13 protein-coding genes are annotated in these 12221 nt (G+C 52.3%); 11 read left to right on the top strand and 2 right to left on the bottom strand.

Annotated features, from left to right (window positions below):
• Positions 1–213 precede the first annotated feature (213 nt).
• From HRU10_04710 to HRU10_04670, 9 genes are all read left to right on the top strand, one after another.
• Positions 214–1404 carry a phosphoribosylformylglycinamidine cyclo-ligase gene (locus HRU10_04710; protein ID NRA26532.1) on the top strand — a complete coding sequence of 397 codons (1191 nt, stop codon included), beginning with the start codon at positions 214–216 and terminating at the stop codon, positions 1402–1404.
• A gap of 60 nt (positions 1405–1464) precedes the next feature.
• The gene (hemH, locus tag HRU10_04705) at positions 1465–2526 is read left to right on the top strand and encodes a ferrochelatase (GenBank protein ID NRA26531.1); all 1062 of its coding nucleotides are present in this window, start codon (positions 1465–1467) and stop codon (positions 2524–2526) included.
• Between the two features lie 189 nt (positions 2527–2715).
• Positions 2716–3222 carry a purine-binding chemotaxis protein CheW gene (locus tag HRU10_04700; protein NRA26530.1) on the top strand — a complete coding sequence of 169 codons (507 nt, stop codon included), beginning with the start codon at positions 2716–2718 and terminating at the stop codon, positions 3220–3222.
• Between the two features lie 28 nt (positions 3223–3250).
• Positions 3251–3754 carry a hypothetical protein gene (locus HRU10_04695; protein ID NRA26529.1) on the top strand — a complete coding sequence of 168 codons (504 nt, stop codon included), beginning with the start codon at positions 3251–3253 and terminating at the stop codon, positions 3752–3754.
• Between the two features lie 23 nt (positions 3755–3777).
• Positions 3778–4299, top strand: coding sequence for a chemotaxis protein CheD (locus tag HRU10_04690; GenBank protein NRA26528.1), 522 nt, complete (start codon positions 3778–3780; stop codon positions 4297–4299).
• Positions 4296–5156: an HDOD domain-containing protein gene (locus HRU10_04685; GenBank protein NRA26527.1), complete on the top strand. Its 861-nt coding sequence runs from the start codon at positions 4296–4298 to the stop codon at positions 5154–5156. The genes HRU10_04690 and HRU10_04685 overlap by 4 nt, the downstream gene beginning before the upstream one ends.
• A 128-nt stretch (positions 5157–5284) precedes the next feature.
• Positions 5285–5815 (top strand): chemotaxis protein CheX, encoded by a 531-nt coding sequence (locus HRU10_04680; GenBank protein NRA26526.1) that lies wholly within the window; start codon positions 5285–5287, stop codon positions 5813–5815.
• Between the two features lie 16 nt (positions 5816–5831).
• Positions 5832–6959 (top strand): response regulator, encoded by a 1128-nt coding sequence (locus tag HRU10_04675; protein ID NRA26525.1) that lies wholly within the window; start codon positions 5832–5834, stop codon positions 6957–6959.
• Between the two features lie 162 nt (positions 6960–7121).
• Complete coding sequence (locus HRU10_04670) at positions 7122–8024, top strand: HDOD domain-containing protein (protein NRA26524.1); 903 nt, start codon at positions 7122–7124, stop codon at positions 8022–8024.
• 12 nt (positions 8025–8036) lie between these two features.
• On the opposite strand, the gene HRU10_04665 is transcribed toward HRU10_04670, so the two are convergent.
• The gene (locus HRU10_04665; protein NRA26523.1) at positions 8037–8762 is read right to left on the bottom strand and encodes a single-stranded DNA-binding protein; all 726 of its coding nucleotides are present in this window, start codon (positions 8760–8762) and stop codon (positions 8037–8039) included.
• A 102-nt stretch (positions 8763–8864) separates the two neighbouring features.
• On the opposite strand from HRU10_04665, the gene HRU10_04660 reads away from it, so the two are divergent.
• The gene (locus HRU10_04660) at positions 8865–9206 is read left to right on the top strand and encodes a VanZ family protein (protein NRA26522.1); all 342 of its coding nucleotides are present in this window, start codon (positions 8865–8867) and stop codon (positions 9204–9206) included.
• Positions 9203–11218, top strand: a complete 2016-nt coding sequence (gene ligA / locus HRU10_04655) for an NAD-dependent DNA ligase LigA (protein NRA26521.1) — start codon at positions 9203–9205, stop codon at positions 11216–11218. The genes HRU10_04660 and ligA overlap by 4 nt, the downstream gene beginning before the upstream one ends.
• 477 nt (positions 11219–11695) lie before the next feature.
• On the opposite strand, the gene HRU10_04650 is transcribed toward ligA, so the two are convergent.
• Positions 11696–12221 (bottom strand): group II intron reverse transcriptase/maturase (locus HRU10_04650; protein ID NRA26520.1); only part of this gene is annotated, 526 nt, incomplete at its 5' end.

The following is a 12221-nucleotide window of genomic DNA, read 5'->3' as shown; positions in this document are numbered from 1 at the left end:
GGGAAATTGAACAGACGGTATAGTATTCGACCTCCGACTGCTCGATCTTCATTCAGGCTTTTGAAAATCTCAAATTCGCGGGGTGTGATGAAGGCATGGTGTTAAGTCCACGAATTTCACCTTCGACATCGTCGGACAAGATCTTCAAAACCCAAAAACCGGCCCAGCCAATTCCAATTGGAAAAGTCTAAAACCCGCACACTCACCCATACCATGCCAGTTTCTACATCCAGCCGTTATAGCAGCCGCGGAGTTTCAGCAACCAAGGAAGAGGTTCACGCTGTCGTAGATTCCATGGATCGTGGCTTGGTCCCCGGTGCTTTTTGTAAAGTTACCGCCGACTATCTTACCGGCTCTCCTGAAAAAGCGAATATCATCCACGCGGACGGTTCAGGAACTAAATCGATATTAGCTTACCTGCACTATCGAGAAACTGGCGACCCTTCAGCGTTTGCCGGCATCGCTCAAGATAGCATCGTGATGAATCTTGATGACCTGATTTGTGCAGGTGCTGTGGATAACATCCTTTTTTCGAGCACAGTTAACCGAAATGCGCGGAATTTCCCCGGCGAGGCCCTTGCCGCTTTGATCGAAGGCAATGAAGCATTCCTCCAGAAAATGCGCGACCTCGGTGTGGGTATTCATAGTGGAGGCGGAGAAACTGCTGATGTGGGCGATTTGACTGGAACGGTCACAGTCGACTCCTGCGCAGTCTGCATCCTTGATCGTGACAAAGTCGTCGATAATGACGAAATTCGTCCCGGTTTAGCTATCGTCGGCTTGGCGTCTGGTGGGCAGGCCAGCTATGAAGACTCTGAAAATAGTGGCATTGGCAGTAACGGTCTCACGAGTGCACGTCACGATTTACTGAATGGTTATTACCGAGAGACTTACCCGGAGACTTGGGACCCCAATACCGATTCGGAATTTGTCTACTGTGGCCCACATAGTCTAAACGACCCCTTGCCTGATTCTACTCAGACCGTCGGGCAAGCCCTCCTGAGCCCCACCCGAACCTACGCTCCCGTCGTTAAACAGCTACTCGCCGAATTGCGCCCCTCAGTCAAAGGCCTCGTCCACTGCTCGGGTGGCGGACAAACGAAATGCATCCGCTTCGGCTCCCAGGTTCATTTTGTAAAAGATAACCTCTTCTCGACGCCGCCCCTCTTCAAAACGATCCAAGCCGCCAGCGGAACGAGTTGGAAAGAAATGTATCAAGTCTACAACATGGGACACCGCTTGGAGATATATTGTTTGCCCGACGCCACAGACGCAGTCATCGCAGCGGCCCAATCGTTTGATATCGCAGCCCAAGTCGTCGGCTACACCGAAGCAAGCGCGCGCGAGGACCGGGCAAATCACGTCACGGTAAAAGATGGTGGCAGCGTGCATACCTACGCCTGAGTTACGCCTTTCATCTCCGGCGATTTGATCGATCCAACAAGCCTCCTTTATTGTGCGACCATGAAAGGCATCATCATGCTCAACCTCGGCTCTCCAGATTCAACAGAGATAGCCGATGTCCGCAAATATCTTAAAGAATTCCTACTCGACGGCCGCGTGCTCGATGCACCCGAACCTATACGCAAACTTGTCGTCAACGCCTTCATCCTCCCCTTTCGCCCCAAGACTTCAGCTGAGGCTTACAAAGAAATTTGGACCGACGAAGGATCCCCACTCATCGTCATCAGCCGAAAATTACGCGACGACATCGCTGCACAAGTCGATATCCCCGTTGAGCTGGCCATGCGATACGGCAACCCATCAACACCGGATGCTGTTCAAAGGCTCGTCGATATGGGAGTGGACGACCTCTACATCATGCCGATGTATCCACACTATGCTATGTCGAGCTACGAGACAGCGGTTGTCCACGTGATGGATCAGATTCGAGAGCTGAAGCCGGAAATGAAAACCACGCTGCTTCAGCCCTATTATCAAGACCCGCAATACATAGAGGCCTTAGTCGAAAACATACGCCCATATTTAGAAGCAGACTACGACCGCCTTATCTTCTCATACCACGGCATACCCCAGCGCCACTTGGTCAAAGGAGATCCATCGCACAACCACTGCATGCAAACCCCCGACTGCTGCAATGTGTGCAATCCGGCCCATGCCACCTGTTACCGACACCAATGCGCTATGACTACTGAGAAGGTAGTCGCCGCTCTAGAGCTTCCTCGCGAGAAATACATGATCACTTTCCAGTCGCGTCTGGGGCGTGAACCCTGGTTGCAACCCTATACAGACAAAACACTCGAGGCCTTACCCGATCAAGGGGTGAAAAAGGTAGCCATCCTCTGCCCTGCTTTCACTGCGGATTGCTTAGAGACGCTTGAGGAAATTTCAGGAGAAGGACGTGAGATTTTTTTGGAGAACGGTGGAGAATCTTTTACTTTCATTCCTTGTCTCAACGAACAGCCGCTTTGGAAAAAATTCATCCTCGACCGCATCGCTGCTTTTGTGTCCGGAGAGTTAGAGCCCGCACGTCTGACCGAGCCCGCCTACGTTGCTTCGAGCTAGATAAAGAGCGCACGGAACAGCCAACGCCGTAAGTTGAGGGACGTGCACGTTAAATCCTATTTTTGGGCTCGAATCACCCGAAAAAACCAAAGCCACAGACGCTCGATAGGGAAACTATCTTCGTAATTTCGAAATCTCGGTAAAGATATCTGACATCCCCGCGACTTACTAGCACGAGAACCTTTTTGTATGAGTGCTGTAGCAGAACGTCCCCAATCACCGAGCGCCAAATTCAGGCCCGAGAAGTATCTGAGCTTCCAGCTCGCAGAAGAGACTTACGCTATATGCGTCGAACAGGTCCTGGAGATCATACAAGTCCAGCCCGTTACGCCAGTCCCTGATAAACCACACTACATCAAGGGCGTCATGAATTTACGGGGTAAGGTGATTCCCGTCGTAGACATGCGGCTCAAATTTCAGCTCGGAGACGAGAGCACGACAGAACGCACCTGTGTCATCGTCGTCGAAGTGGCTCACCCTGAACAAGGAGCGACCTCAGCCGGACTCATCGTCGATGCTGTCGACGAAGTAACCTTTATCGCCGAAGACGCCGTCGAAGAAGATCCCGGCATCGGATCGACTCACACCACGGACCACGTCATGGCACTCGCCAAAATAAGAGATAAGCTCGTATCCATCCTCGATATCGACCGAGTCATTCTCGAAGAAATCTTTGATTCAGTGGAAAGCTTCTGAACTGATGATACAAGGCATTTTAGCAGGCATGTTAACAAACATCGGGCGTAGTATGCTCGATAATGTAACGAAGAGCGCTGCATCAGTATCCGATTCACCAGAGGCATCGCCATTCGCGGGCATCCTTGAAAGCAAAAAGATCGAGAGTGCACATACGCTGCAGGAAATTCTACAAACCCGTCCCGACATCGGGCATGCAAAGCTCCTCGAGATCGAGCAAACCCTCAAGATGGAGATCGTCTCGAAACATCTAAATCTTACTGGCGATCTGAAGCCTCTATCTGTCGGAGAGTGGAGTATTCAAGAAACATTCGACAGCGCCCATAGCATGCCGACCTACACGGTCACGGACAACTACGGGCACTCCCTCAAATTTCGGCCTCAGTCGGCTGCCTACGTTCACATCGAACTTATCCGGGATATCCAAGACCATCTGCATCACAACAAGCGGCTGTCCCCTCCACCCTTCGCCTCACCTGCGAATCACTCATCATCGCCCGCATTCACAGTACCGCCCTTCTCCCGGGCTTAACCCATCAAAAATCTTTATAAACCGTGGCCGGAGCACCTACCCTACTAGGCATTTTCACTGAGCACATCGTCGTTGGAGTCGGCGACATGGCTGTTTCCAATAACACGAGCCAGGTCATCAGCACCTATGCACTCGGCTCATGCATCGGAGTCATCGCATACGACCCGATCGCTGAAGTCGGTGGCATCCTCCATTTCATGCTGCCAGACTCGACGCTGTCTTCTGAGAAAGCACAGTCCCGCCCTTCTATGTTCTGCGACGTCGGCATGAAAGCCTTTCTCAGTGAATTCGAATCCATGCGGTCGAAACTCGTGAACATGAAAATCATGATCGCCGGGGGCGCATCTGTAATTGGGAAAAGCGACTTTTTTAAAATAGGATCCCGCAACCAGGAGGCCATCCATGCTTACCTGGGCAAAGTGAATCTAAAAGCCCAGATCCAAGACCTCGGCGGTCTGAATAATCGAACCGTCCACCTCAATATGAAGGATGGCACTGTGAAAATGAAAACACCAACCGCTAACAAAAAGTTTAGCCTGCTATGAAAGTTGCTGAGCTCATCAAAGACATAGATTCCATTTCGCCTGCGCTGCAAATCTTACCGCAGCTGATGGACCTTCTACGCGACGACAACGCCACGCTCGACGACATTATCGCGCTGATCAAGCTCGACGCGTCACTCTCAGCACAAGTGCTGAAAATTAGTAACTCTGGCTACTATGGTCTCACCACCGGAAGTCTCGAAGCCGCTGTTAATCGTTTAGGGCAAAGAGAAGTCTATAAAATAGTAGCCATCGTTTGTGGCAAAGAGTCTCTCAACAAACCCGTGGAGCAATACGCTATCGACGATGGCGAACTTTGGGAAAACTCGGTCGCAACAGGCATCATCATGGAAAGCCTTTCCAAACGACTGGGAGAAGAGCATGACATCGCCTACACCATTGGCCTACTTCACAGCGTCGGGAAGCTCGTCATCGACGAGAAAATCGAAGGCGGGTACGCACAAGTTTACGACTACGAGAACAAACATGGCGTCACCCTCATGGATGCTGAGCGCCAAGTGCTCGGATTCACTCATGCAGAACTTGCAGGCGAACTCCTCCAGGCATGGAACTTTCCCGAAAACATCTACCATCCAGTAGCTCACCAATATGAGCCGAGCAAAGCAGATAAACATGAGAGATATGCACTCATGATCTACCTAGCAAACTACTTGGTTGCTGCAATCGGTATGAACTACGGGAAAGACGCTTGGGCAGTTTTCGGCGAGGACGATGCAATCACCGCACTCAACCTCTCCGAACTCGATATCCAAGAACTCATCCTCGAAGCACATGCTGCCATCGATGAAGTGAAGGGAAGCCTCTTACCCAAACGACCAGTCTCCGCGCCCGAGTTTTGAAAAATTCTCACGTGATTCAAAGTTATCATCAAGAAACACACACCGCGCGACGACTTTACCACCATCCCCAAGGCCGGATCGAAAGAGAGCCTGAGCCTTGAGAACACAACCCGAATTTACAAAAGCGTATGGATACAACCGTTCCCTTCTCAGCAGAGAATCTCGACCGCATGATAGACAATGCCGTCGACAAGTTCTTCGATACCATGCTCCCGGGCAGCATCGTTAGTTTTCAAGAAGCACACACAATAGAACCTGGATCGAGTGGTAACGAGGAGGACGACGGCCTCGCTGACTCGGTGGTCGTCAGTATGGTCGGTTTTATAGGTAACCTAAATGGCGTGCTCTACCTCTACATGCGTGACCACCTTGCACGCGATGTCACCTGCCAATTTCTCGGCCTAGAACCCGACGAGCTTGACGAGGAGCCTGACGAAACAGTCAACGACGCTCTGGGCGAAATGGCCAACATGATCGCCGGCACCTTCAAAAACGGACTCTGCGATGAGGGTTACAACTGCCGCCTTACCATTCCATCCATCCTGCGCGGAAAACAATTCTCGGTGGAGACCACTTCTGAAGTCATGCGCCGCATTTTCACATTCAAAGCTATGGGAGACACGCTCACCTGCGATCTCCTCATGAAACCTGCTGAATAATTAACATACAACCATCATGGGACTCAAAGTACTTACCGTAGACGATTCCAAGGCCGTTCGGATGATTGTGAAGAAGGCCTTCAAGACCTTCGACGTAAACATTGTAGAAGCTGCTAACGGAGTAGAAGGCCTCGCCGCCGCCGCCAAGGAAAAGCCAGATCTTATTCTTCTCGACGTAACCATGCCCGTCATGGATGGCGTAGAGATGCTGACCAAGCTCAAAGCAGACCCGGACCTGAAAGGCATCCCAGTGATCATGCTCACTGCCGAGGCGGGACGCGAAAACGTCATGAAGATCGCCAAGATCGGCATCCGCGATTATGTCGTGAAACCTTTTAAAGAAGAGTCGCTTATCGACAAAGTGGGTCGGGTGATTGACCTACGTCCAAAGGAAGAAAAGCAGACGAAACAGAAAGGTATCGATGACAACTGCTTCATTCTCGTTGTTGACGACAAGCCTGCGATTATCGATCAAGTATCTCAGGGACTCGGCGGAGCAAATTGGAAGGTAGCAGGTGTCAAAACGACGGGTGAAGCCATTGACTATTGTCAGAATAACAAGCCCGACGCCATCATGATCAGCTTATCGCTCCCGGAAGAATCAGCATTCACGCTCTTCCGCATCTTGCGATCAAACATGAAGACGAAATATATTCCTATTTTCGGTCTAGTCGTGAAAAGCGAAACACACTTACAGCAACAAGCGACACAGAGCGGCTTTTCCGCTATCGTCACCAAGCCCATCGACTTCGACGAATTGGGTAACAAACTTGCCAAAGCGATCAACCTCGATACTTCCAAACGCTACTTTTTCCGTGAAGGTGATTTCTTTATTCTTCAACTACCCGCGGATCTCACGCCCAACCGACAAAACGAGATCACCGGCTATCTCAAGCCGCAGGTGTCCGAAGCGGTCGATGCTGGACTGACCAAGGTAGTGATTGATGCCACCGAACTAAATGCATTAGACACTGGAGGACTGAAGCTCCTCATCATGGGTAACGATTTATGTAAAGACCTGGGACTCTCACTCTCTATGGCTGGTAGCGAGAAAGTCATCGAGGAATGTAAGAGCTACGCCGAGTCCAAAGACTGGGTCATGCACAGCTCCTTAGAAGATGCGAAGGCTGCACCCGTCGCCTAGCCCTCATATATCAAACTCTTCACAGACAGAGGCTTCGCGGCATCGCGAAGCCTCTGTTTTTTGGTGCGAATTGCAATTGAAGTAACCCAAGCGCTCGCTCGTCGCGTCCCAACGAATCTTCAAAAAAATCAACTGGCTCAGCTTCCTGCCGACTTTTTGAGCATGCCCACCACACGAGAGCCCTGGACGGACGAAGAGATCGTTGCCCGCATTGGCAACTGTCCCCGCCTGGCGTCGTTGAGCAGTATCAACTCCGCTCTCAAAGAACTGATTTCAGCTGAAGACTCCGTTACCTCACAGATATCGGAGATCATCCGCCGCGATCCTTCGCTGACTGCCCGGCTCCTGCGCCTGGTAAACTCTGTCTTTTTCGGCCTCTCACGCAAAGTCACAAATATCGAGGAAGCCGTCTTCTACCTCGGCCTGCGACAGATACGCGAACTGACTTTAGCCACGCCGGTCATCGAAGAGCTCAATAACCTGAATAAAAAGTATGGCAACGTGCAGTGGGACCACCTTTGGCAACATAGCATTGGGACGGCCATCCTTACACGGGAAATCCTGGCACTGACCAATACCCCCTTCGAAGACGATACCGACTACATCATGGGCCTCGTCCACAACGTCGGCAAAATCGTCATGGCCTACGTGTTTCCAGAAGAATTCAGTGAGCTCGTTCGATTTGAAGCAGAGAGCCCCATCGCCTTCTGCCGACGAGAACGCGAGTTACTCGGGGGATGGGATCATGCTATGATCGGCGCCCATTACTTAGAGAAACATAATCTTTCTGAGGAAGTCGTCGAAACCGTGCGCTATCACAACACGCCATCGCGTGCTCCAAACTATGCAAAGAATGCCGCTGCAGTACACATCGCTGATGTCCTGTTGCGCGCATCGGGCATACCCGACATCGAGAAGACTGGGACCATTCCCGAGTCTAAGTGGACTCGCTTGGCTGCCTGGCGCATCCTTTTCGGCACAGATAATTCCGAAGCCCGCCTCTCCATCGCATCCCTCAAGCACACGCTCAATCGTATGCCTCAGATGCTCAAAGAAATGGTCTAAACGACGGTATATTCAGGCATTCAACAGCCCACCAATCTGCTTTTCTGCCGCCTCGGCCCATCCGCGATTCGCCACGGGACTGGCAGGACTCGGGTGCAATACCCGACCAATCTGGACATCCATACCGTCTAGAGCGCGCTTTGCCTGCTGTTCAGCAAACACCCCGACACCAATTAACCACTCCGGCTCGAGTAGCTCCACCAATCGCCTCAAATGTTGGTCGCAGGCCTCGAACAAAGGAGCACTCTCCGCAACAGGCAGTTTATCTGGCGTGCGATTACGACTACTCGCCTCCATAAAAACCAAGGGGCAATAATTCGCCACCCAGTGGTCACGGAAGAACGCATCTGCCTGACCAAATTTATCTCGAAAATAGCCCCACAGGCGCGCACCGCTGACCTCAGATTTTTCGCAAGCAAAGCCCACAATCGGACGCTTGGGATGCTCCGGCTCGGGCTTTTGAATAGGCACATTTACCCCGATCCAATCCCGGGAAAGAGCGACTTCTCCAAACGGCACTCCCGTTTGAGACATACCCCAGGGCCCAGGATTCATGCCAAGAAAAACAACACGCTTCTTACCAGAAATGCTGAGATCGATATAGCGCTCATGACCCGCTCGGGCATAGACCAACGGGTTATAGACATAGGCGGTGGGCTCACCAAAGCGTAACGCATCTACATCGTCGGATAAAACGCGCGCCGCGCGCTTTACTTCTTGGGCCAAAGATTCTGACATGCTCATACATTGGAACCGCCACAAGACAGCCCAAGCACAAAGGACAAATCCCGCTCGAATAATCGAAGACGCCGCGGTTGGCTCTGGGGCACCACACTCTGTTTGGCAATCACAGCGCTATCCAGTTTTCCAGGGGTCGGCGTTACCTCGTTCGAGTTCCCTCATCAAGATAAGCTGATCCACTATTTAGTATTCGGCCTTATCGCCACCGCTTGGCTACGCTGGTTGCGCACACGTATGAGCGTAAAAAAGGCAGCGATCGCCGCATGGAGCATCACCGCTTGCTTCGGCCTGACTGATGAGATCCACCAAGCCTTTGTTCCTGGACGAACCATGGATGTTCTCGATTGGCTAGCCGACGCACTCGGCGCATTGACCGCCGTCCTCGTTTACACTTACTGGCCCTTGTATCGCAACTTCCTCGAATGGCCTCGACGCTCATGACCCCGACCCAACGCAATCGCCTCTCCGACCTCCAAGTCCAAGTCGCCTACCATAACGAACGCTATTTTCGAAACGCTGCGCCCGAAATCTCCGACTTCGCCTATGATGCGCTGAAGCGTGAGCTGCTCGAGCTCGAAGCACTGTTACCCGACTCCGAAGCATCGACCTCTCCAGCCCAGCAAGTCGGAGATGACCGGCTCGATGCCTTTACCACCGTGGCACACCGCGTGCCGATGATGAGCTTGGACAATACCTACAACCAGGAAGAGCTCTTCGCCTTTGACGAACGCCTGCGCAAGCGCTTCCCAGACACCGAAAAACTTCCCTACGTGATCGAACCCAAAATCGATGGAGTAGCCATCAGCCTCACCTTCGAAAACGGAACATTCACCCGCGCCGTCACCCGGGGTAATGGAATCGAGGGAGATGACATCACAGAAAACGCACGCCTCATGATCGACTTCCCAGAAGTGCTCACGGGCGGCGAAATTCCAGAATTTATCGAGATTCGTGGGGAGATCTATATGACTTACGAAGAGTTTAATCGGATCAATACCGAGCGCGACGCCAGCGGCAAAACGCGCTATGCCAACCCGCGTAATTTGACAGCAGGATCCGTCAAGCTTCTCGACCGCGTCGACGCACGCAATCGCTCGCTCAATATGATCGCCTACGGCATGGGCACCTGTGAACCGGCTGTTTTTATAAAGTTGAGCGATTTACACCGAAGCCTTGCAAACTGGAATTTTCCCACCAGCCCGATGGTCCAGCAAGCCGAGGGGATAGAGTCGGTTTGGGAAGCGATCCATCACCTCGACCAACGCCGCGCTGAATTCGCTTATCCCACCGACGGTGCCGTCATCAAACTAGATCCACTGACTTGGCAAAAAGAAGCGGGAGCCACGGCCAAAGCCCCGCGCTGGGCCATCGCTTACAAATTTGCCGCCGAGCAAGCGGAAACCCTTCTTGAGGCAATCGATGTTCAGATAGGACGCACCGGCAAACTCACGCCAGTCGCTCATTTAAAACCAGTCCTCGTAGCTGGAACGACGGTTTCACGAGCCACGCTGCACAACGAAGATGAAATCGCGCGCAAAGATATTCGTGTCGGCGACACAGTAGTCATCGAAAAAGCCGGCGAGATCATACCGCAAGTGATCCGGGCTATCACCGATCGTCGCGATAGCGCCTCACAACCGTTTTCGTTCGAGGCGCTCCTTGAAGAGCGGGGCATCGATGCTGAGCGCATTCCCGGCGAAGCTGCATGGCGGCTGAAGGATGCTGATGCCCCCGAGATGTTGCGTCGTCGGGTCATCCACTTCGCCTCCCGCCCATGTATGGACATCGAGCATGTAGGGGAGGCCGCCGTAAACATGCTTTTTGACGCAGGCCTAATCGAGGATGCATCCGATCTCTATCGGCTGCGAGTGGAAGACATCGAGCCCCTCGAACGCTATGCGCAAAAAAGCGCTGAGAATATGATCGAGGCCATTTTAGAGTCGAAGAAATGCGAGCTGTGGCGCTTCATCCACGGATTATCGATACCCCACATCGGAGCACAATCGGCCAAAGATCTCGTCCGTTTCTTTCGTTCTGTTTCGGCCATCAGCGCAACGTCTGCTGAAGACCTTGAAGCCGTCGACGGAGTGGGTGCCATCGTCGCGGAATCCGTGCACACCTGGTTCAAAGACGAAGCCAACCAAGCGCTCATCGAGCGATTTCGCCAGCACGGCCTCGAGCTCGCCCTGCCCGAGCGAGAAGACTCGGGCACCCTACAACTCGATGGTAAAACTGTCGTGATCACAGGCACCTTGCCCAGTCTCTCCCGTGACGAAGCAACCGCTCTCGTAGAACAGGCAGGGGGTCGCACATCAGGTAGCGTAAGCAAAAAAACCGACTACCTGCTCGCTGGAGAGAAAGCTGGATCCAAACTGTCCAAGGCAGAGAAACTCGGAGTCCCGGTCATCGATGAGGCAGCATTTCGAAGTTTGATCGCGAGTGACGAGACTTAGCGCTCATCGCGTTCAATCCCGCTGAACACACACCAACATGTGAGTATTTATCACTGCCACCCCATTGGAATTCTAACTTTTTTTAACCATAGATTTTACGGATATACACTGATAGAAAGTATCTGTGAGTGCCGTCCATCAGTCGAGCGACTCGACGATCCGCACCCATTCACGAAGCCCATGTTTACTCGATTAAGAAGGTGGGGACACTGTGCCAAAGCATCCGCGTTTTTTATGTCGATTTATATGCATTCACAGAATGCGTCCTCTCGTCTGAGTCAAGACCCTCTTTCGACCGTCGATCAAAAGGTAGCCAGACACATGCATTTTAAATATCTGTGCCCATCTGTGTTATCTGTGGTTCAGTTTTTCAACCAGTAGAGTAGAGAGCAACAAGCGGCTTTCGCCAACTTGTTGCTCCCCCTCATCGAACCGGACGTGCGGATTTCCCGCATCCGGCTCTCCTGTAAACGATCGTCAGGGCCGATAAAGGCCGAGGTCTTGGAGATACTGATAGTGACTCATACCCCCAGGGCGGTGGTATTTGCGCTGACTGCGGCGGTTTAGATGAGTTACCATACGATTGCGGCTGTAGAGCCCGAGGTCGCGGAACGCTTTGCGTGGATAACCATACTCGAAGTAACCGCACCAGCCTTTGAGGTAGGTGTTAAGATCTTTCACAACGGCGGGAGTTGGTTTGTAACACATACGCGGTCCGGTTTTCTCGCGGATCACCGCACGCGCTTTGGCTTGGGACTTCTTGGAGGGGAACACATTGAGGTAGTCATGAGAGCGACCGTACAGGTCGCGATCATAACGGAATGTGAACCCGAGGAAGTCTAGGCTTTCGCCTTGTTTAAGCCGCACCACGGAGGTTTTCTCACGATTAATACTCACGCCCAGCCAGCGTTCCAAACGCTCTGCTATCCATTCATCCAAGCGAGACCCTTGGTACCGGGCCATTACGACGAAGTCGTCCGCATAGCGCACCAGACGTGCATTG

Source organism: Opitutales bacterium (assembly GCA_013215165.1).
In the GTDB taxonomy this organism is placed as follows: Bacteria; Verrucomicrobiota; Verrucomicrobiia; order Opitutales; family JABSRG01; genus JABSRG01.
The sequence above is the reverse complement of the archived record's forward strand: the minus strand, read 5'-3'. Positions and strand labels throughout refer to the sequence as shown.